The organism is Sphingobacterium sp. 18053 (genome assembly GCF_902706145.1).
Taxonomy (GTDB): domain Bacteria; phylum Bacteroidota; class Bacteroidia; order Sphingobacteriales; family Sphingobacteriaceae; genus Sphingobacterium; species Sphingobacterium paramultivorum.
Window position 1 is genome coordinate 15,769 of record NZ_CACSJW010000007.1, and the last position, 23,871, is coordinate 39,639.

Consider the following 23,871-nt stretch of genomic DNA (forward strand, 5'->3'; position numbering starts at 1 on the left):
ACCTGTAACTTTCGTTACATTTAGAGCCTCTTATCGGAATCGAACCAATGACCTACTGATTACAAGTCAGTTGCTCTACCAGCTGAGCTAAAGAGGCTTCTAATATCTTTATTTAAACTTACATTCTATCAACGTCTGACTAAGCATTTCTACCTTTTCAGCGAGTGCAAATATCGAATTTACTTTTGATTTCTGCAAGTTTATTTTTTATTTTTTTTCATTTAAAGAACTAAGCAAACTTTCGTTGTTTTGAACCGTTGTTCCCTTGTTTGCTGATGCAAAGATAGACACAAAACTCACTTTACAAAAATATTTGTCAAAAAAAAAGACAGTTTTTGGCAATTATACTGATATGCAGCACAATAATTTTTCATTGCATATTTACCTGTTTTGGTTATTTGGCTAATATACTATCTTTGGGCATGCAAATTTTACCGCAATCACTTTCAAAACTTACCCGATACTCCGTACTATTTACGGTACTTTTAATGGGATCGGCCGAATTGAAAGCTCAAAATATTATTCAAAAATTGAGTAAAAAATTTCTTTCCTCTGAAAGAGATTCTACACGTTCCGGTAGTTTTATGGTTTTACCGGCCGTTGGTTATGCGCAGGAAACAGGCGTCGAATATGGCCTGGCAAGCGCTTATAATTTTTATCTGGACAAATCTGATCCCAAAATCCGCACCTCCACTGTCATGGTCATGGGAACCTTTACATCCAATAGTCAGTCCAACTTCAAACTGCAGACCGATCTTTGGACTAAAAACAACGACTACCATCTGATTAGTGAAATACGCTACCGTAATTGGCCCTTTAACTATTATGGTGTCGGTATGGACACTTGGAAAGCCGATGAAGAACGCATTGATCAAAAATTATTTCGCGTCAAACTCGAAGCCGAGAAAAAAATCAGCAACAACCTGTATTCGGGTATCAACATTCAATACGATAACTTCACGATTCGTAGCGATAGTGCAGATCGCATTTTTAATCATTCCGATCTTATTGGAAAGCATGGCGGACAACAGCTACTCGTAGGTCTTTCGCAATTGTTTGACAATAGGGACAACGTTTCTTATACAACAAAGGGGTATTATGCTAAATTGCGGCTGGCCTATGCTCCAAAGTTATGGACAAGTACTGATTTTACGGGGGCAAACCTCGATCTGGATCTCCGTGGCTTTATTCCTCTGCACAACCAAGTCACGCTGGCCCTGCAAGGAATCTTTCGTTCCACATTTGGAAAAACAGTCCCATTTTACAACTACCGTGAACTCGGTGGAGACATGATGATGCGCGGTTATTACCTCGGGCGATATCGTGACAAGAATTACCTTGCCTCGCAGGCTGAACTACGTTATCGCTTTCATCCACGCTTTGGTATTGTTGGTTTTTCAGGGCTCGGGTCGACCTTTTCCAAGGAAAATAGCAGCCGATATGTCGCAAGTTATGGTGGTGGTTTACGCTACTTCTTTAGTCTCGAACACAAGAGCAGCATACGCTTTGATTATTCTTTTGGTGAACAAAGACCCGGAGAAAAAAGACAGTCGGGTTTCTATCTGTCCCTAAGTGAAGCTTTTTAATAAACAAGAGCATCCATATATTTATGGATGCTCTTGTTTATTCTTGCCTAATGGCATCCACCTTTTCCTTTTTCCCCTCCTCTCCAATTCCCTCAACTTCAGATAAAATACTTGATGCCCAACGGAACGCGGTAGATGACTGACCATCGACAGTCAAAAAGAGGTCGGAACAGCAGCCTAAAATCGAATCAGAAAATTCTCTTTTCGCTGTTCTTTTCTAAAGTAAACCAACCCAATTCGGTATAGATCTATCGTAACTACACTATGATCATCCTCCTTCAGCTTATTCCAATAGGCTTCCCTTTTCGCTGATAAATGGGGCTCGTTTATAATTAATAAATCTCGATCGCCAACATTTTCCAAAAAATTCAGGTCGAGATCATCCAAATCAATATAATAAATATGTCGATACGCATAGCTTCCGCATTGGTCCTGTAAAAGTTTATTATAACTTTCAAGCGGACGATCGGCCCAATAGCTAAAATTGTCGTAAGCAAATGTCCTTAATAATCGATCGATTAATGCATACTTTTTCTGTTCTACCTTGCTCTCGTTTTGAATAGTTTGCGGTAGTTCTGAAATACTTTCTTTGGATGTCTTTTGATAGATCACTTCGTCTACCAATTTATAAACAAAAGGAGAATGGGTCCCATGGCGACTATGGGATACAAAATAATGCCGCCAATACTTAAGCATGTAGTTCATTTCGCTGCAAACATCGCTAAATTTTATGATTTTTCACATGGAACATCGGGTTTTAGTTTGCAGGAATGACCCCTTAAAACTGGAGAACAAAAACACTCCCTTCTCCTTCCGTACTATTGAGGAAAATAGTTCCTTTGTGCAAAAGCATGATCTGTTTGCTTAGGGTCAGGCCGACCCCTGTACCCGTTTTCTTTGTTGTAAAAAATGGCGTAAAGATCTGTTCCTGAAGATCGGCAGGAATTCCTGCTCCGTTATCTTCAATCCGAATCTGCACCTTTCCGTCTACTTCAAGAGCAGATAAACTAATATAGGCTTCTTCCCTATTTTTAACCGCATCTATTGCATTCAACATTAAGTTAATAATAACCTGCTCGATCAAATTGACATCGGCAGATAAGATTAGCCGTGTATTTTTCAGAATAATATCGACATCAATATTTTTCTGGATCAAGGTTGGTTCAAGCAGCTGATAAATATGTTCAAATAACTGCGAAATTTGGATCGGCGCTAGCTGAGGCTGATCGACCTTATTGATCATACGATAACTCTTCGCAAAATGTAAAAGTCCTTCACTACGACGTTTGATGGTGGAAATACCTGTTTTTAGATCATCAATATCTTCAGCTCCTTTAAAATGGTCCAAACGACCGTTTAAGGTTTCAGCAAGTGAGCTGATCGGGGCAATGGAATTCATGATTTCATGCGTTAGTACACGTAATAACTTGTGCCATGCCTTCGTCTCAGTCTCATCAATTGCTTCGTTGATATTTTGGTACACAACAATGCGAAACAAGGCGTCCTGTGTCTCAAAGCTTGAGCTCTGAATCAATAATTTTATTTTTCCTTTACTTGATTGAATGGACTCCATCTGTTGCTGTCCGTTTTCAAGTAACATGGTTTTTTCGTAAAGATCATTGTTTTTTTTCTTCAGTCCCGTGATGTTTCCAAGGTGTGGCAAATGAAACAGCTGTTTGAAAGCCTCATTCACCCACATGACCTTACCACTATCCATCTCATAAAAGATAATCGCCGAATTCAGCATATTGATCACACGATCCAGGTATTGGTGCTGAATCTCCTGCTTAATGCTGATCTCCTTATATGTTTCGTTGATCTGATTAAAGGCCAGAAAAAGCTGCCCCTCTACTGACTTTGTATTTTTCACCAAGAAACGTCTGGTAAAGTCGCGGTATTTGACCGCTTCGGAAAATTCAATCAGTTGCCTGGCCAAAAAATTATACTGTGCATATAGGTTAAAACCTAGGTATAGCATCATACAAAAGATCAAAGCCGCCTGTACATATTCCCTTTTTAGTAGCAAATAAGCGCTCGCAAGTGCCGCTACCAGCAGTAATATAACCTTGATTGCATTTAAGATTTTTCCGTGCCTCATCGACTAAATATCATATTTCTCCAAACGTCTATAAAGCGCCGCCCTGGTAAGCCCTAATTCTTTTGCTGCTTTACTGATATTTCCGTTATACCGCTCAATCGCCGATTTGATTGCTTTACGTTCCAATTCTTCCAGATTTTGACTGCTGGGACTGGATTCGACAACGCTGTTATCCATTTGCTGTTCTATTGGCGAGAAAAAGAGATCATTTCCGGCAATACTGAGCTGATCAGCCATAATTACGGCACGTTCGATGCTGTATTGGAGTTCTCGGACGTTGCCCGGGAAATGATATGCACACATTTTTTTAACCGCATCCGGTTCAAAGCCTTCAATCCGCTTATTGTATTTCTTCGAATAGATATCGAGAAAATGATCAGCCAATAGCTTGATATCCTCTCCTCGCTCACGCAAAGGCGGCACCTGAATTTCCACGGTATTGATCCGATAAATTAAGTCTTTTCGAAAACGACTTTCATCTGCGAGCTGTTTCAACGGAACATTAGTTGCTGAGATTAAGCGTATATCCACCGAGATTGGTTGATAGGAACCCAACGGTGTCACTTGTCTATTCTGCAGTACGGTTAACAATTTAGCCTGTTGCTGCAAAGAGATATTGCCAATTTCATCGAGGAACAATGTCCCCCCGTTTGCTGCTTCGAATCGACCTTGGCGGTCTTCACGGGCATCTGTAAATGCGCCCTTCTTATAACCGAAAAGCTCGCTTTCAAATAATGTTTCTGTCAGCGCCCCGACATCAACCTTAACATAGGTCCGGTCTGAACGTAAGGATCTTCGCTGAATGGCTTGAGCAATCAGGTCTTTCCCGGTCCCATTTTCACCTAATATTAATATATTGGCATCTGTAGGTGCAATTTTCTCCAATTTATATTGCAGTTCGTCCATAACAATGGAATTACCAATCAAATCAGGACTATTCGCACTACTGAGCAAGGAACTTTTACTTTTCTTTTCTTTATTTTTTGATTCAGCAAGAGCGCTTTCGATCGTTGCCAATAATTGCTCATTTTCCCAAGGTTTCACGACAAAATCTGATGCTCCCTGTTTCAGCGATTTTACAGCGAGATCAACAGCTCCATAAGCCGTAATCATAATGACGTGTACCTGTGGAAACTTTTCTTTGATCCGAGACAACCAATATAATCCTTCATTACCGGTATTAATCGTACTTTTAAAATTCATATCTAAAAGCACCAGATCGTAAGGTGTCTTCTCCAGATGTGCTATTAGGTTCTCCGGATTGGGTTCAACTTGAATATGACTAACTTTAGGTTTAAGCAAGATTCTTGCCGCAGTTAATAAATCCTGGTCATCATCAACGACTAAAATAGATGCTTTTTTCATACTTCCTGACTTCATTGAAGATACTAAGATAACTATAAATTCAACGAGCCTGCGTAATAATCATTGATATATTTTTGCAGCAGCCATTCATACTGCTTGACGACCAATTGAATCTGGCTGTTGTCGAATTTCGTTTTTGCGGTCAAAAATATCACTGAATTACTATTTCCCAATTCGAATACTACTTTGGCAATACGAAAAGATTCCGCATAATTTTCATTCTGACTACGCAATTGTGTAATCATATTGCTTGCGTTCTGCAAGTTAAAAACCGCATTGGACGTCGCCGACCGTAAAACATTTTGTTGGATCTCTTTTTGAAATCTAGCCGTCTGCAAATCTAGTTTTGCCAAGCGGACGTTGTTATAAACCTGCAAATGATTAAAAATCGGAACAGAAAGATTGAGAGAAATATACTTTCCTACGTTATTACGCATTTGTGACCAATACGTTCCTTGAATCCCCAATTTAGAATAATTTGATCCTAAACCAGCGTTCAGGCTTAAGGACGGATAATAGTATGATTTCGCAATCTTAATATCCCGCTCCGCCACTTTGATCCGATAATCCAGCGCCTGTATATCCGGCAATTGATCAACAGCCATTTCATAGAGCTGTTTCGCATCCAGTCGCTGCCCGCTCTCTTTTATTCCGAGGTTATCCAATTCGCCCAATTGATTTTCATCCATATTTAATAAGGCAGCAAGTTTCACCCGGCTACTGTATAGTAACTGACGATTATTTTCAATCGTGTTAACATCATTTGCCAGTTGTCCTTTCAAATCAAAGTAATCCCCAGGATTAATTGCGCCTTCCTTATGCATGCTCTCCGCACGTCTGACCTGTTCTCGGGTAACCTCAGTCTGCATTTCTGATTGCCGCAATATGTCCTGAGCAGTCAAACTTTGGATATAAGCGGTAATAACGTCCAGTTTTAAAGCATTAATCTGTGTATCAAAAGTCAATTTACCGGCAGTCTTTGCATCAGCACGCATCCGGATATCGTGAAATAAACGGAACCCTCTAAATATTGGAAGGCTTGCGCCCAAAGAAAAATTCCCTGTTGAGTTGTTGGATGAAATATATTGAAGGGTCGAATTATCCTGAGATCTTCCTGATGTTAGGCTATGCTGTAAGCTTGCGTCAACATCGGGAAGTCTATTCGCTTTAGCCTGTGCTAAATTCACTTCCGCACGCCTCACATCGAGTTCATTCTGCAATAAGGCTGGATTGGCCTTTATTGCCAACTGAATACACTCAGCTAAGCTCCGCTTGGCAATTTGTTTATCGTCTACCGCTGCAATTGTTGCTGTCCCCGTTACTCTTTCCGTTAGTCGCTGCTCCGTCTGTTGCGCCCCTGCCTTGGCATAACTCAATAAAAAGCATAATGTACTATATATATAGACTCTCTTCATATCCATTTTTTATTTTGTTGCTGACCATCGCCATGCCAAACAACAAAAACACTAACTATCAAATAGATACAAAAAACATATTTTCAAAAATGTTCATTAATGAACAGTCGGTGTGCGTAGTTGGACAATAGCAAAGACAAACTGTATAAATAGAAGAATAATTCAAATCAAATTCGACATTTATTCTTCTATTCAATGGATATAAGTCGGAGCTTGTTCGGATTTTTTTCGGTTACAACCGAAGAAGAACCGAACAAGCTCCGAACAAGCACCGAGTAAACAACGAAAGTAATATAGTTAAATCCTAAATTTTAACAGACCACTTTTACCAACCTTTTGGACCGATCGGTCAATATAGCTACCTACCTCTTACCTAATTTGCCCCAACAGAGTAGCCTTTGCCCCACCGGAACTAATGTGCTTCACGGCAGCCAGATTATATTTGCTAAAAGCGCTTCAGTTGACGCCCTAAACAGCAAAAAACTTCCAGTTGTACGCCTTCGTACAAGAAGTGTCCGCTATCGAACACCAAGCTTCAAACTAAACAAAATAAGAATCTATCAATCAATAAATTACATTCTTGGCACAGCTTTCATAGTTATATACAAAATTGATATTAAATTATGGACAGACCTTTAGAAAAGAAGAAGTGGAATAGCAAACGTATCATGACTATTGTGGGGGTTGCTGGCTTAGTTGGATTGATCAGCGCCAGTTTCTATTTTACCTCCGGCAAAAGCAAACTGAATGTTGAAGCTGACCGCATCTCTATCGTCGAAATAAAAAATGGAAACTTTCAGGAATTTATCCCTATAAATGGCACTGTGCTTCCTATTAGCAGCATATACCTCGATGCTTCTGTTGGTGGACGCGTAGAAGAAAAGTTTGTAGAAGATGGCACTATCTTAAAAAAAGGGGATGCAATCATGCGTCTTTCCAATACCGATCAGGAGCTTACCTTGGTACAACAAGAAACGCAAGTGCTGAATCTATTGACACAGTCCCAAATAGCGCAGACCAATGCACAACAAGCATCGATTAACAACCGCAACCAAATGGCTGATGTAGAACAAGCCTACCGAGAAGCTGAACGTATCTATACCTTAAATAGAAAATTACTCGCTGAAAAAGCCATTGGTACACAAGAGTTCGAAAAATCAAAGAACGATTATAACTATCAAAAAGAACGGGTCAACTTGACCAAGCAGATCCTAAAACAGGACGAAATCTCTAATGCGCAAAAAACTAATCAGGATAAGCAAACTTATCAACGTACACAGAGCGCATTGGAACTGATGAAAAGAAAAATTGGTGATCTGATCGTTAGAGCACCTGTTGACGGACAATTGACAGCCTTCGATGCAGAAATCGGACAAAACAAAAACGCCGGGGAACGGTTGGGACAAATCGACGTCTTGACAGGATTCAAAGTGCGTGCTGATATTGACGAACATTATATCAACCGTATTTTCCCAGATCTACAAGGTGAATTTTCTATCGGTGAAAAAACCTACAAACTCCGTATCAAGAAAGTCTATACACAGGTCACCAATGGTCGATTCCAGGTTGACATGGAATTTATCAATGATGTTCCAAAAGGGATTCGTCGTGGACAAACTTTACAGATACGTTTAGCGTTAAGTGACGAGACAAAAGCATTATTACTGGCAAAAGGAGGATTCTATCAACAGACCGGTGGTAACTGGATCTTCAAATTGGATAAAAATGGAAGCACAGCATATCGTGTCGATATCCAATTAGGGCGACAGAATCCGGAATATTATGAGGTTATCAAAGGTCTACAACCGGGGGATAAAGTTATCGTATCGAGCTATGAGACCTACGATAAGGTTCAAGAGTTGAATATTAAAAAGTAACATCATATAGCGGTTATCGAAGAGACTTGATTAAGTGCATCAAATCTTTTTGATAACCGCTATGATCCTATTCAAAGAACAATGATAAAGAACGCGATCAAAACTGGAATTCGTTCCTTGCTTACAAACAAGAAGTTTACACTTCTGAATATTGCCGGACTAAGTATTAGTCTAACAGTGGTTATTGTCATTGCACTTTGGATCACGGATGAATTGTCCTTTAATAAGGTCTTCAATAATGCGAATCGAGTATATGAACTGTCGACAAACTTCGATAAGGAAAATGACCAATTCGTTCATGCTGCACCACCGCCAATTGCGCTATATGGAAAATTAAAAATTCCCGCAATACAAGAGGCGTGTCGCATAAGTGCTGGGCAGGACATACAGTTCAATAAAGATAAACTGATGGCCAGCGAACATGGGGTGTATGTTGACAGTACCTTTAACAACGTATTCGATGCTAGTACAGAATCGTTGACTCCCGAAAAGTTATTCCAAGGAAAACAGTCAATCGTTATTACAGAAAAGATTGCCAATAAATATTTTAAAAATGAAAATCCATTAGGACAAACGCTCTATTTAGAAGTTGACCCTATTCTGAAAACTGGTAAACAGCCTTTTCTAATTACAGCAGTCATCAAAGACTTCCCTAGCAATAGTTCCATTAAGGCTGATTATCTATTACCATTTGAACTACTGGCCAGTCTATCCAAAGAGCCTCTGGATGAAAAATGGGGCAATTTTCAATATTACATTTATTTTTTGCTAAAGCCAGGTGCCAATCCGGATCAGGTGGCACAGCAGCTCACCGCCATCCAAAAAGACAATTTTCAAGGAAATACGCTGTATACTAAATTTGCATTCTTCCTACAGAAAATAACACAAACAAATCTATATACTCCTAAAGGTGGTGACAGCGGTATGCAGTCCGTTTATATATTTGCAGTCATTGCCTTTGTTATCTTACTAGTTGCCTGTATCAATTATGTCAATTTGGTTACGGCCCGAGTTACAAAAAGAATAAAGGAAATCAGTATTCGTAAAATTATTGGCGCTAAGAGAAGTCATCTTTTTCTTCAATATCTGACCGAGTCTGCGGTGCTGTTTTTGATTTCATTAGGTATTGCTACCCTACTCGCTTATCTAGCGATCCCATTTTTTAATGTGCTCGCTGAAAAAAACATTCAATTCAGCCTTCTTTCTTCCGAACTGTGGTTTATCTTTCTACTCACCTTTATAACAACTGTACTAATTGCAGGAATCTACCCTGCTGTACTTTTCTCAAGCAACAAGGTGTTGAGCCAGCTAAAAAATAACAGCACACTATTTGGCAACAAAAATAATCTACGAAAAGGACTTGTTGTCCTACAATTCTGCTGCACAGTTATACTCATTATCACCACTTTTATTTTTGAGAAACAACTGCATTATATGCGTCACAAGGATTTAGGATACAATAAAGAAAATGTCTTTCTATTTGAACAGAAAAACTTTTTGCCCCATTATGAAGCAATCCGAAACGAACTACAGCATCAACAGGGTATTTTAGGAGTTACCGCCGCCAGCAACGACATCAGTAACATCGGATCTGAAACCGCCGACATTAATTGGGATGGAAAAGACCAACTGCAGTCTAATTTTTTCATTAGACGCGTTGCTATTGATCCAAACTTCACTTCTGTTTTAGATATCAAATTAGCCGAAGGAGCTGGTTTTACAAAAAATCCTTCCGATAGCAGTCATGCACTACTGAATGAAACTGCAATTAAACAAATGGGCTTAAAAAATCCCATTGGTAAAACCATTACTTTTCAGGGAAAAACACTGACTATTGTGGGCGTCATGAAGGATTTTAATTTTAATGACCTAAAAACAGCTATAAAACCCTGCATCTTTTTTTCCGGTATGGGCTATGCACTTGGCGGAATGTATATCAAGACCAGCCCAGGACATGAAGAACAGGCACTTGCTGCCGTCCAAAAGCTATGGAACAAATACAACCCCCAATCAACCTTCAATTATTCCTTTATGGATGAATCTTTTGATAAAATGTATAAAAAGGATATTATCCATGGAAAACTTGTTCAGTTATTTGCCGCTATAACCATTTTACTTTCATGTATCGGATTATCTGGGCTCGTATTGTTCAGCACAGAATCTAAACTGAAAGAAATTGGAATCCGTAAAACCCTAGGTGCATCGAAACGGGATATTGTTATGATGATCGGTAGAGATTATATGATCCCAGTGATCGTATCATTCCTTATTGCTTTTCCAATTTCCTGGCTGATTATTTCCAAGTGGCTTGACAATTATGTTTACCGCACATCAATAGATCCTTGGGTTTTCTTATTAGCGGCGATAACAACTATTTTATTGGTTGTTCTTACAGCCGGTTCAGTTTCGCTCAAAGCGGCAATGGTCAACCCTACAAAAATTTTAAGAGACGAATAGAGTAATAAAATAAATAATACAAGATATACGATGATTAAAAACTTTATTAAAACCGCACTTCGTAACCTTTGGAAAACCAAAGGGTACAGCTTTCTAAATATTTTTGGACTGGCGGTCGGGATTGCTGCGGCATCGTTGATTTTTTTATGGGTTGAAAATCAGTTGAGCTTCAACGATAATTTCGCCAACAAAAAGGATATCTACATTGTCAAATCAAAACAGACATACGATGGTGCCACCTATGTTTTCGAATCAACACCTGGACCATTTGCCCAGAGCGTAGAAAAAGAAATTCCTGGCATCAAGCATGCCGTTCGCATTAGCTGGAATTCGCCAATGCTGTTTTCCGTCGGAGACAATAATATATTTCAAAATGGTGTATATGCCGATGGAAGCATCGCCGATGTGCTATCCCTAGCATTTCTTGAAGGTGATCGAAAGACTGCTTTTGATCAAGTCAATAACATTGTATTATCAGAAACTGCAGCGAAGAAATTATTTGGCAACCGTCCTGCATTGGGAAAAACTGTCAAAACAAACAATAGTGAACCTTTCATCGTCACTGCCGTTATTAAGGATCTTCCGAAAAATAGCACATATGATTTTCAATGGCTCATCCCTTTCAAAAAATTTGAAGCTGGTCAGGATTTTCTAAAAAATTGGGGGAACAATAGTGTTCAAACGCTAGTTCAGGTCGAAGATAATGCCAACGTCGATCAGATTAACAAGCAGATGATGGATTTCGTCAAACACAAGACCAATGGTGAAGTCACTTTCTCACAGAATTTTCTCTATCCAATGGAACGTTGGATTACCTACAATCAGTTTGATAACAGTGGTATTGAAAAAGAAGGTGGCATTAAAAATATTCGTCTATTTACCTTGATTGCATGGGTTGTCTTACTGATCGCCTGTATCAATTTCATGAATCTTGCAACTGCAAGATCTGAAAAAAGAGCAAAAGAAGTTGGGATGCGCAAAGTGGTTGGTGCAAGTCGCAAATCGCTCATTATGCAATTCTTGGGAGAATCCCTTGTGTTGGCAATTATTTCCTCTCTTGTTGCCATATTACTAATCTATATCTTCATCAGGCCGTTCAACACCATGATAGGCCAGGATCTTCAGGTTAATCTTTTGGCTCCCTCACACCTGCTATTTTTAACGACAATAACATTAGCATGTGGATTATTTGCAGGTAGCTATCCCGCATTTTTCCTTTCTGCATTCAAGCCGCTTTCAACGATCAAAGGGGCGAAACAGAAGGCCGGTAGTGGAAGTCTTGTCCGTAAAGGGTTGGTCATCCTGCAATATACAGCCTCAGTTGTATTAATTATTTGTACCATTATTATCTACCAACAGATTCAGCACAACAAGAACAGGGATCTCGGATTTGATAAGAGTCAGGTGTTGACTACAGCGCTACAAGGCGATATGGCCAAACATCTGCCGCTCATTAAAAATCAATTATTGGCAACAGGAGTTGTTCAAGAAGTCGGTGTCAGTGACATGAGTATCCTCAATATCAACTCCAATACGTCCGGTTTTAGCTGGGATGGAAAAGACCCAAATGCCAGTATTTTGATTGGTATGTTACGTTCTGATGAGGGTCTTATTCCAGCTTTGGATTTAAAACTTTTTGACGGTAGAAACTTCCATCAAAATTTTGCAGGTGATAGCACCTCGGTTGTCATCAACGAAGCATTTGCAAAACTGATCAAAAAAGATGGCCTTGTGGCCGGTAGCATCATCAGTTACGGTGAGGAAAAATTCACCATCGCCGGTGTCGTCAAGAACTTCGTTTATAACAATGTGTATGCCGATCCTGAGCCGATGCTGTTTCTACCAATGAATAGAGATAATGGGATCATGACCATCAAGACAAAGGCTGGAGTAGATTTACCAGATGCCATTCAACAAATCGAGAAGGTCATCGTCAAAAATAACCCAGGCTTCCCTTTTGACTACAAATTTTTGGATGATAGCTTCAACAATAAATTTAAAGCCGAGCTTTTCGTACAGCAACTATCCAGTGTATTTGCACTCATGTCCATCATTATCTCCTGCTTAGGTCTATTTGGTTTAGCCGCCTTTGCAACTGAGCAACGCGCAAAAGAGATCAGCATCCGTAAAGTCTTGGGCGCCTCTGTTTCGGGACTTATCCAAATGCTCAACCGTGAATTTGTCATTCTTGTAGCGATCTCATGTATCATTGCCTTTCCTATTGCGTGGATGATCATGAGCAAATGGCTAACTAATTATGCACATCATATCGATATTTCCTGGACCATTTTTGTCATCAGTGGTCTGACAGCTATTATCATTGCCCTATTGACAATCAGTTCACAGGCATTTAAAGCAGCGATAGCCAATCCGACAAAGACTTTAAGAGATCAATAAACAATAAAAAAGAATTTAATAACAGAAATAGTAACTGTCCAAAGCAATTTCGCCAAGGATACAAAACATAAAAACCATGAGCACAAAAAATATGATCAAAATCACAAATCTTCAAAAGTATTACCGCACAGAAGAAGTTGAAACCGTCGCATTAAACAACCTCAATATCCATGTCAAAGAGGGAGAGTTTGTTGCTGTAATGGGGCCTTCGGGCTGTGGGAAATCGACTTTACTCAATATCATTGGTCTATTGGATGATTTGGATGAAGGAAGCTATCTGTTCAACGAGATTGAAGTTGCCAAATTCAAAGAACGCGGTCGCTCAGATCTTCGCAAACATAACATTGGTTTTGTATTCCAGAGCTTCAATTTGATCGATGAACTGACAGTATTTGAAAACGTGGAACTTCCACTGGTTTATACCAATGTTCCAGCAGCAGAACGCAAAAAACGTGTAGAAGAGGTTTTGGAAAAAGTGCAGATCATGCACCGTCGCAATCACTTTCCACAACAGCTGTCCGGAGGTCAACAGCAACGTGTAGCTGTCGCTCGCGCCGTCGTGAATAATCCAAAACTGATCCTTGCCGATGAGCCTACAGGTAACCTCGATTCCAATAATGGTAACGAAGTTATGCAACTCCTGACTGAATTGAACGAGGCCGGCACAACCATCGTCATGGTAACACACAGTGAGCACGATGCAAAATTCTCTGACCGTGTAATCCGCATGCTAGACGGACAAGTGATTATGGAAACAACTTCGGTATAAGACAACTCATATATAACCAAGATATTACTCCTAATAACCTATAGATGATGAGCACGATTAAATTAATTTTCAGACAACTATGGCGCAACCGTCTTTTCACATTTTTAAATGTATTTGGGCTTGCCATCGGAATAAGTGCCTGTTGGCTAATTTTCCGCATCGTCAATTATGAATTTAGTTTTGACCAGCATCATCCGGAAAGTGAGCAGATTTACAAGGTCCATACCTCCTATGAAGAAAAGGATAAATTAGATCATTTCGATGGTGTTCCCGCACCATTACCGGCATATATCAAGGAAAACTTTGTCAATGTTGAACTGACAGTACCCATCTTTAAACAATACTTCGAGCGTGTCAGTAATAATCGCGGAGCGCAGAAAATAGAGTTTGAAGATCAGCCCGAAATCATCAGTACCACGGGAGACTATTTCAAAATGACACCTTATGTTTGGTTAGCTGGCGACCAAAGGAATATACTAAAAAATAGCCATGAAGTCATCCTGACAGAATCGCGGGCTAAATTGTATTTCCCAAACACGTCAATAGACCAAATCATAGGAAAGACCTTATCCTATGATAGTACATTGTATAATGTCACCGGTATTGTAAAAGATCTAGCGCATCCAAGCAGCTTTTTGGGTAAAGAATTTATACGGATTCCAGAACAGGAATGGAATAGTACAAACTGGAACAATTCAAATTCAAATTGGCAGCTCTTTATTAAGGTAAAATCATCGGCTTCCATTCCTAACCTCATAAAGACAGCCGACAAAAAGGCGTATGAGATGACACATGCCGAATTTGACAAGTTTGGATTTAAAATGCATGTAAATACAGTTCCTTTAAAAGACTTACATTTTACTTCTTACGCGCAAAATAACGTTGATCAGAAAATAATGTATGGTCTTATCGGCATAGGTATATTTTTGCTCTTACTCGCCTGTGTCAATTACATCAATCTCGCTACCGCCCAAATCCCACAACGCGCGAAGGAAATTGGTATCAGAAAGACATTGGGAGAAAGCCAGAAAAGAATTACAAAATCCTTTCTGCTAGAAACATTTTGCATTACGGCTTTTTCGGTGCTTTTATCTTGGCCCTTACTTATTCTCATTCAAACAGTTTTAGCAGCATATATTCCCGATCAGCTCAAGTTGTATCCAGATCCCTGGGGCGTATCGCTATTTTTAGCAACACTTACAATTACGATTACCTTAATTTCCGCTGGTTATCCGATCTTATTGACAAACAAAGTCAAGATTGTTGAAGTCATTAAAATCTCGAATGCGCAAAGTCTTAAATTTGGCAATCTTTCTTTTCGAAAAATGCTCATTGTTTTTCAATTTTTGATTGCTCAGCTATTTGTTATTTCAACTTGCATCATTGGTCTGCAGTTGAAACATGCACTACAGAATAACTCCGGCTTCGATAAGGATGCGATCATTACCCTACGTTTCCCGAGTAAAAGTTATCAGGACAGTAATGTTGATCCTTTTGTTTTCAAACAAGCGATTAAGCACATCACAGGTGTAGAGCAGGCTTCCTTGGGGCATCTGCCCATGAGTAACGACCATTGGGGAAATGCCTTGTTTGCGAAAAGTGATACGGGACAGGTACAAGCCGATGTACAAATGAAATTTGTCGACCAAGATAACTTTAAGCTCTATAATTTTAAAATGCTTGCTGGCCGCCCGCTGCAATTGGCCGATACGAGCACAGGCATCGTGTTAAACTTAGCCAGCGTTCAAAAATTAGGTTTTAAATCTGCTGAAAATGCTGTAGGGAGCTTTGTTACGTATACAGACAAACAGCGGCAGATTGTGGGCGTAACTGACAATTTTCACACAAAAAATCTCCATGCAGCCATTCAACCTGTTGTCATGCTGAGTTCCATTAAAAAATGGGAATTAAACAGACTAAGTGTCAAACTCAACAATAATTCAACTACCTGGCCGGAAACTTTAAAACAGATTGGGAAAGAATGGAAAAAATATTATCCAAAAGCCCCATTCAAATATGATTTCTATGATCAGCAAATCAAAGAACTCTATAGCAGTGATCTAAAATTCTCGAAGATCATCAATCTATTTACATCAACGACGATTCTCATCAGCTGCTTGGGATTGATCGGTCTGGTTACCATTACCACAGTACAACGCACAAAAGAAATTGGTATTCGAAAAGTGTTGGGAAGCACGGTCCTGGGGATTATTGGATTATTATCAAAAGATTATATCAAACTTATACTCATTTCTATTTTGATCGCTACCCCAATTGCCTGGTGGGCGATGCACAAATGGCTAGATGATTTTGCTTATAAGATAGAACTATCCTGGTGGATGTTTATCATTCCAGCTGCCGCAACCCTACTTATTGCATTTTTTACGATGAGCTACCAATCCATAAAAGCGGCACGTGCAAACCCCGTAAATAGCTTAAGAGATGAATAAGATCATAAAGAAGCTCAATAGTGATCAATACAACAAACACCTGTCCCTATGATAAAGAACTATTTAATAACCGCAATTAGAGAATTAAGGAAAAGAAAATTCTATACTGCTATCAATATATTAGGTCTGTCGGTCAGCCTTACTGCCTCTATATTAATTATCTTCTGGGTACAGGATGAAAAGAGCTTTGATAAATTTCATCCAGACTTTGAACAGATTTACAAAGTCAATTCTCATTTGGATCCCGAGCACAACGGTTCGATATGGGGGACATCTCCCGGGCCGATAGGAAACTATGCACAAAATGTACCGGAGGTAGATTACGCAACGCGAGTTTCGCAGGATTACAGTACCACATTGGTCAATGACAAACTGAAACGTCCGGTAACTGATATGAACATCTATTATGTAGATGGTAATTTTTTCAAGATGTTTCATTTTCCATTGCAAGAGGGCTCTCTCTCAGGTTTTCAGGAAAATTATAAGCAGGCACTGATCACGGCTTCAACAGCCGAGAAACTTTTTAGTACGCAAAAAGCCATTGGAAAAACTTTCCGTTACCAAAAAGATCTCTTCACTGTAGCGGGTATCCTAAACGATATTCCACAAAACTCTTCGATGCAATTCGATGTAGTTATTCCACTGGGTTATCATGCACAGCGGTTTACAAACTGGGGCGGTAACGGTAAATGGAAAACTATAGATGAAGATATGGGTAACTATAGTTTTTCAACTTATATTAAAGTCAAACCTCATGCTTCTGCCGCACTTATTGGAAAATCGGTCACAGACACTTATACCAAAGCCCGCGACGGTGAAAACTCGACTATATTTGTTTTAGATCCACTCAAAACCATGCATTTAATAGCTCCTGACGGAAATAAATCGACGCTTCGCATGGTTCAGATTTTTGGGATCATTGCAATATTACTTCTGGTGATCGGTGCGGTAAATTATGTCAATCTGAGTACTGCAAGAGCGTTGGATCGGGCGAAAGATGTCGGTATCCGTAAAATAATCGGCGCCAACCGTCTCCATTTATTCCTACAATTTATCACAGAAACTGTTGTTGTATTTCTTTGTTCACTACTGATCGCTTTCATCCTTATAGTGATTCTTCATACCGGATATAATCAGATCGCACAAAAATCAATCAGCCTATCTTTCCATAATACGACGATATGGCTGTATATTGGGGCAGCAATTATAGGCACATTGGGACTGTCCAGTATATATCCTGCGATACAGCTTTCCTCATTCAATCCCATTCATTCGTTAAAAGGAAAATCAGTAAAAGGTATTTCCTCAAATACCATGCGTAAAATATTGGTGGTTTTCCAGTTTACGCTCTCCGTGACCCTTATTGTATGTACATTGGTGATCCGAAACCAATTGGCTTTTATCCAGAAGATCAACCTCGGCTATGACAGAGACCATGTGCTAACCCTAGGCCTTCCAGAGGAAGCCTACAAACATATGGACGCGATACGTGCCGAACTCAAAAGCAACAATGCCATACAGGCGGTCTCTCTATCCGGTGTTTACAACATGACGGATTTCGGAAATGCCACGGGCGATATAGATTGGCCCGGCAAGTCCAAAGACAACAAACTCATTGTTGCTCAAGCGACCATCGATAAGGATTTTATTCCCTTGATGAACATGCAATTCCTCGAAGGAAAAAACTTTAGCGGCATGCCGGTTGATTCGTCCGGCTATATCATCAACGAGACCTTGGCGAAACAAATGGGATTAAAACCGCCGTACGTAGGATCCAATATGAGTTTCCACGATTTCCCTGGGCAAATTATCGGTGTTGTGAAAGACTTTCACTTCAAATCCATCAAAGATAAAATAGGGCCAATGGTCTTCTGGACGCGCTGGGGATCAGGCACACTTTATGTTAAAACGAGTACGACAAAAGCCCCTGAGGCCATTAAAGCTTTAGAAAAGATCTATAACCGATATCCATCAGATGCTCCTTTTAACTACACCTTTATTGATCAGCAATTTGATAATCTATATAAATCCGAGCAGCGCACAGGTTTGTTGTTCAATATTTTCGCTGGCATCGCCATTTTTATATCTGCTTTAGGTCTGTTTGCGTTGGCAACTCACGAAGCGCAAATGCGTGTAAAGGAAATCGGCATCCGTAAAGTTCTTGGAGCTAGCACCTTTGGAGTCGTCCGGCTATTGGGGAAAAATTTCGTGATACTCGTCTCCATTTCCATTCTGATTGCCTGCCCTATTGCAGTTTACCTAATGAAACAATGGTTAAGCAATTTTGCTTATAAAACAGATCTAGAGATGCAAACATTTGTCTTCGGTGGTATCCTGGCCTTGCTGATCGCCATTATTACCGTCAGCTACCAGGCTGTTCGGGCAGCTTTATCCAATCCCGTAGATAGTTTAAGAGACGAATAAAAAGAAAAATACAGTAAAAGTGGATTAAACATATTGATACACTAAAACTAAAGAATAAAACAATGATCAAGAACTATATAAAAATAGCCTGGCGCAATATCTCTAAAAATAAAGGGTATTCAACCATAAACATAATTGGCTTGGCAATAGGATTAGCCTGTTGCCTATTGATAGCAATTTATGTACAAAATGAATTGTCTTACGACAAATATCATGTGAATAAAGATCGAATTTACCGCATCGTCCATGACTATAAAGATATAAGCAGCACAGAGCAGCATCAAATCTGGGGCAATGGTCCAATCGGTGAAGCCATCAAAGCAGATTTCCCTGAAATCGAGAAGGTCGTTCAATTTTCAGGACAAACGTCTATCCTGCTCAAACAAGGCGATAAAAGATTCCAGGAGGAAAATGTATTTTTCATGGACTCTACTGCATTTGATGTCTTCAGTTGGAAGGTTTTGGCCGGCGACCCTCATACAGCCTTAAAGAACGCCTATTCTGTCGTATTAACAGAAAGTACCGCTAAGAAATATTTCGGAGATCAAAATCCCATTGGCAAGACGCTTGAGGGAGGCTTAGCTGCGGGCCGTGCTGACGCAGGTCTATATACTGTAACAGCTGTAATGGCTGATGTACCTGCTAATTCACACTTTACGTTCGATGCACTGCTCTCGATGAGTACATTCCGAAACGCAAGACCCGATGTTTTTAATAAAGAAGGCTGGGATTATGTCGATTTTTACACCTACTTTCTCGCTTCAAAAGACTTTGATCCTGTAAAGTTCGACCAAAAAATACCGGAGTTTCTCAAACGGAATCTCCCAACAAATGAAAACCCAAACGCAAAATACAATTTCCATATCGAGCCACTTCTGCAAGCTTACATGCACTCGTCTGCGGATCGTCAACCCGGTACCAATGGAAGCTATCAGAATTTATACATATTCAGCATTATTGGCGGATTCATATTACTGATTGCCTGTGTGAACTTTATGAATCTGGCTACATCAAGGTCAATGGAAAGAGCAAAGGAAGTAGGCGTACGAAAAACCATAGGAGCAAGCAAAAGCAATCTGATCTTTCAGTTTATGTCTGAATCATTGGTTCTTGTATTCGTCAGTAGTATTTTGGCTATACTGCTCGTTATGGCCTTTCTTCCCTTTTTGGAAACATTCTCGGGCAAACACCTCAATTATTCGTCCCTGAAAGATGGAACGACCTGGGCAATATTCCTATTCACTACCATTTTTACAGGACTTCTTGCTGCCAGTTATCCCGCGTTGATTCTAGCTAATTTCAACCCCATTACAGTACTTAAAGGAAGTTATAGCAACAGCAAAGGGGGTATATTATTACGTCGCGTATTAGTCGTTTTCCAATTTTGCCTTTCTATTGCGCTCATTGCAGGTACAGTCGTCGTCTTTTCTCAACTAGATCAATTACAGCACCGAGATCTTGGATTTCAAAAAGATCAACGACTGGTCATTGATTATAATTTTGATGATAAAGTAAACAATAACCTTGAAGCGATAAAATCTACACTTGCAAAAGATAAAGATGTATTGTCTGTCACCGCATCACGTACGGTACCAGGAACATTTTTTCCAAATGCAGGGACAGAAATCATGTCAGCAAATGGAACAATGAGTCAATTTGCTCCTTTCTTATATGAAGTCGATGTTGACTTTATTCCTAATATTGGTCTGCAAATGGCCGCAGGGCGTGCCTATTCCAGAGATTTCCCAGCAGATACGGCCCATTCACTTGTTATCAATGAATCTGCCGCAAAACAATGGGGCTATTCAAATCCACAAGATATTATTGGCAAACAATTTCGTCAATGGGGAAGAGAAGGAACGGTTATCGGTGTGGTGAAAGATTTCAACTACCTTTCTTTGCACCGTAAGATTGAGCCTTTAGCTTTGCGACTTGAACCAAGCAGCAGCCGATATTTAACCTTGAATATCCAACATGTAAACCAGCCTGAGACCGTTGCCAGAATCGGCAAGCTGTGGAATGAACTTGTACCAAACCGTCCATTTTTATATAGCTTTCTTGACGACAATTTCAATCGTCAATATGAAGCGGATTTTAATTTTAGAAGACTTTTCACAGCCTTCTCCGGACTGGCACTTTTTATTGCCTGTTTAGGTTTATTGGGACTTGTTACATATACAGCCCAACAGCGTACCAAAGAAATCGGCGTACGGAAAGTTCTCGGTGCATCCATTTATAATTTAATCCTCCTGCTCTCTTCCGACTTCATCAAGTTATTGGCTGTAGCGCTTCTCATCGCGACACCGCTATCTTGGATGGCGATGAAAAAATGGCTTGACAATTTTGCTTATCACATTGAACCACAATGGTGGATGTTTGTCTTTGCTGGTTTTGCTACAATCATTATCGCATTAGTAACTGTGAGTTTTCAAACACTCAAGGCTGCCAAGGCAAATCCTGTAGATAGTTTAAGAGACGAATAACAATATAATTTAATCCCATCACGATACTCCAGCTATGAGCAACCTTCTATTAAAATCGGCAATTCGACAACTTTGGAAGAATAAACTATTCTCCCTATTAAATATTATTGGACTAGCCATCGGCATTACGTCCTGTTGGGTCATATTTAAGATTGTCAATTATGAGTATAGTTTTGAAGCTGGAGTTCCTCAGCTTGATCGAACCTATCGGATCATTTCTCAGTTTAAAAATGATGGCAAGGATAATTACAATGGGGGATTGGCCAAGCCGTTTTATCAGGCCATCCGAAAAGAAATTCCGGGCGTGGAACTGGTCGCTCCAGCATTCAGAAATTATCAAATGGAATCCGTCACAATCAACAAGGGACAAAAAAATCAAAAACTTGTCGAGGACTTTGATGAGGCTGAAGGCAATGTGACGGAGACTACCAGCGACTACTTCAAGCTCGTTGGCTACAAATGGTTAGCAGGTTCACCTGAGAACGCATTTTCAACTGCCAACGACATTGTACTGACAAAAAAAAGGGCTGCCATTTATTTCCCAAACCAGGCTGCCCAGGGCTTGATCGGCAAAACCATCTTTTATAACGACAGCATACCCAAAACGGTTACTGGCATTGTTGATGACCTTGGCTTCAACACGGAGTTCAATGGTACAGAATTCATATTGCTTAAAGAAGAAGTCTACCCACTGAATGTCTGGACGAATACCAATGGTTCCGACAAACTTTATATCCGATTAAAAGATGGTGTAAAAGACCTTCCAATCCAGGCAGCTATCAATAAAATCGGACAAAAAAAATGGCAGGAATTCAGCCAGGAAAAAAAACCTAAGTTTGATTACAACCGTAAGGTCGTGGTCATGCCGCTAAAAGATTCCCATTTTGCAGTCCACATTAAAGAATGGTACGCCGAAAGAACAAGCAAAACCGTTATTTATGGGTTGATTGCCGTAGCTGCTTTTCTGATGCTTTTGGCCTGTATCAACTATATCAATCTTAGTACGGCACAAATCCCAGCACGGAGTAAAGATATCGGTGTCCGTAAAACATTGGGAAGTAGTCAGGGAAAATTGGTTAGCCAAATTATTTTTGAATCGCTTTTAACCATTGCCATTGCACTTGTTTGTTCGGTCTTTCTGACGAAATTGGCCTTTTTCTATTTTCAGGAAATGATTCCGGAGAAAGTTAAGGATTTTACCAGTTCGACGACATCAATGCTGTTTATCGCAATTTTACTGACCGTAACGACTTTAATTTCCTCGGCATATCCTTCTTGGTTAATTAAAAAGGTACAGCCTGTCAACTTATTTCGTGCCGGCAAGCAGTTCCAAATCGGAAAAACACAAATCAACCTTCGGAAAACGTTGATTGTATTCCAATTCTTTATTGCTCAATTTTTTACGGTTTCGGCCCTCATTATCGGGCAACAACTTTCCTATACCCTCAACAAAGATATGGGGTTTGACAAAGATGCTGTTGTTACCTTCGATCTACCTTCCAAGCTCATCAACAAATTTTATGAGGAAAAACTGGATCAAAGTAAGAAACAAACACTCCTACATGAGATCCAAAAAATAAAAGGTGTTTCGGCAGCGTCAATCGGTAGCAAGCCCTTATCAAATAATTATTCATCATCTTGGTTTCATCGACAAGACCCTACACTAAAAGAAAAAATTTCATCCGATATTTTCTTTAAAAATGCAGATCCGAATTATATAGCTGTATATGACATGAAGCTAATCGCGGGAAATAACCTACCACAATCCGATACTGTCAATGCCTATATTATCAATGAATCTGCTGTCAAGGCATTCGGTTTCAATTCGCCTCAAGATGCTATCGGGAAGTCAATTGGTCAAGAAGACAGTACCTTCCCGATCGTTGGCGTTATTAAAGATTTTCATGCTCAAGAATTCTATAAAGAGATCACACCTTTGGCTTTGCGCAGTTTTAGTGGCGGCGCTTATACCTTTAACATGAAACTATCGGGAAACAGCAAGGAATGGAAAGGTAGTATCGAAGCGATCAATAAAATATATGCGCGGTTTTTCCCGGGATACCCGATTGAAGTAAAATTTTACGATGAAACGATTGCCTCTCTTTATCAAAAAGAGCAAAATCTGGCTAAATTAATTAACGTAAGTACAATTGTTGCTGTTTTAATCGGTTGTTTGGGTCTCTTTGGGCTGATTACCCTTGCGGCTTTCCAACGCAGCAAAGAGATCGGTATACGCAAAGTTTTGGGTGCAAGTATTCCAAGTATCTTTCATTTATTGGCAAAGAACTTCGTACAGCTCATTTTAATCAGTATCCTAATTGCCGCACCATTGACCTGGTGGACGTGTAGCAAGTGGCTGGAAGATTTTTACTACCGCATCGACCTTACGGCAACACCTTTTATCTTAGGCGCTGGACTTGCACTATTTGCGGCAGTACTGACCATTAGTTTTCAATCGATCAAGGCGGCTATCCAAAATCCTGTCAATAGCCTACGGGACGAATAGCGACACGAGTATATCAAATCAGAGGGTTAACAAAAAACGAAATA

13 protein-coding genes and 1 tRNA gene are annotated in these 23,871 nt (G+C 39.8%); 9 read left to right on the top strand and 5 right to left on the bottom strand.

Translation table 11 applies throughout. The features are described from left to right. Window positions 1-24: 24 nt before the first annotated feature. A tRNA-Thr gene (locus tag GVK91_RS17065) sits at window positions 25-97 on the bottom strand. 325 nt (window positions 98-422) lie between these two features. Between GVK91_RS17065 and GVK91_RS17070 the strand changes: the two genes are divergently transcribed. Continuing rightward, a complete protein-coding gene (locus tag GVK91_RS17070) occupies window positions 423-1,586 on the top strand; it encodes a BamA/TamA family outer membrane protein (protein ID WP_159730433.1) in 1,164 nt (387 codons plus the stop codon). A 177-nt stretch (window positions 1,587-1,763) separates the two neighbouring features. On the opposite strand, the gene GVK91_RS17075 is transcribed toward GVK91_RS17070, so the two are convergent. The 4 genes from GVK91_RS17075 to GVK91_RS17090 all read right to left on the bottom strand — a co-directional run bounded on the left by GVK91_RS17075 (window position 1,764) and on the right by GVK91_RS17090 (window position 6,464). Further along, the gene (locus GVK91_RS17075; protein WP_235032946.1) at window positions 1,764-2,282 is read right to left on the bottom strand and encodes a hypothetical protein; all 519 of its coding nucleotides are present in this window, start codon (window positions 2,280-2,282) and stop codon (window positions 1,764-1,766) included. Window positions 2,283-2,364: 82 nt separating this feature from the next. Continuing rightward, a complete protein-coding gene (locus GVK91_RS17080; protein ID WP_159730437.1) occupies window positions 2,365-3,684 on the bottom strand; it encodes a PAS domain-containing sensor histidine kinase in 1,320 nt (439 codons plus the stop codon). A 3-nt stretch (window positions 3,685-3,687) separates the two neighbouring features. Then, window positions 3,688-5,049 (bottom strand): sigma-54 dependent transcriptional regulator, encoded by a 1,362-nt coding sequence (locus GVK91_RS17085; RefSeq protein WP_153847181.1) that lies wholly within the window; start codon window positions 5,047-5,049, stop codon window positions 3,688-3,690. A gap of 32 nt (window positions 5,050-5,081) precedes the next feature. Further along, a complete protein-coding gene (locus GVK91_RS17090) occupies window positions 5,082-6,464 on the bottom strand; it encodes a TolC family protein (protein WP_159730438.1) in 1,383 nt (460 codons plus the stop codon). Between the two features lie 623 nt (window positions 6,465-7,087). On the opposite strand from GVK91_RS17090, the gene GVK91_RS17095 reads away from it, so the two are divergent. The 8 genes from GVK91_RS17095 to GVK91_RS17130 all read left to right on the top strand — a co-directional run bounded on the left by GVK91_RS17095 (window position 7,088) and on the right by GVK91_RS17130 (window position 23,827). Continuing rightward, window positions 7,088-8,341: an efflux RND transporter periplasmic adaptor subunit gene (locus tag GVK91_RS17095; protein ID WP_153847183.1), complete on the top strand. Its 1,254-nt coding sequence runs from the start codon at window positions 7,088-7,090 to the stop codon at window positions 8,339-8,341. An 81-nt stretch (window positions 8,342-8,422) separates the two neighbouring features. After that, entirely contained in the window at window positions 8,423-10,798 is a 2,376-nt protein-coding gene (locus tag GVK91_RS17100; protein ID WP_159730440.1) for an ABC transporter permease, read from the top strand. A 30-nt stretch (window positions 10,799-10,828) separates the two neighbouring features. After that, window positions 10,829-13,195, top strand: coding sequence for an ABC transporter permease (locus GVK91_RS17105; protein WP_153847185.1), 2,367 nt, complete (start codon window positions 10,829-10,831; stop codon window positions 13,193-13,195). Window positions 13,196-13,286: 91 nt separating this feature from the next. Beyond that, window positions 13,287-13,964, top strand: a complete 678-nt coding sequence (locus GVK91_RS17110; protein ID WP_046672289.1) for an ABC transporter ATP-binding protein — start codon at window positions 13,287-13,289, stop codon at window positions 13,962-13,964. Window positions 13,965-14,008: 44 nt separating this feature from the next. Further along, window positions 14,009-16,414 (top strand): ABC transporter permease, encoded by a 2,406-nt coding sequence (locus GVK91_RS17115; RefSeq protein WP_153847186.1) that lies wholly within the window; start codon window positions 14,009-14,011, stop codon window positions 16,412-16,414. 48 nt (window positions 16,415-16,462) lie between these two features. Next, window positions 16,463-18,838, top strand: a complete 2,376-nt coding sequence (locus tag GVK91_RS17120; protein ID WP_153847187.1) for an ABC transporter permease — start codon at window positions 16,463-16,465, stop codon at window positions 18,836-18,838. 62 nt (window positions 18,839-18,900) lie between these two features. Then, on the top strand, window positions 18,901-21,321 hold the full coding sequence (locus GVK91_RS17125) for an ABC transporter permease (protein WP_153847188.1): 2,421 nt from the start codon (window positions 18,901-18,903) through the stop codon (window positions 21,319-21,321). Window positions 21,322-21,355: 34 nt separating this feature from the next. Continuing rightward, window positions 21,356-23,827, top strand: coding sequence for an ABC transporter permease (locus GVK91_RS17130; RefSeq protein ID WP_159730442.1), 2,472 nt, complete (start codon window positions 21,356-21,358; stop codon window positions 23,825-23,827). The last annotated feature ends 44 nt before the right edge of the window (window positions 23,828-23,871 follow it).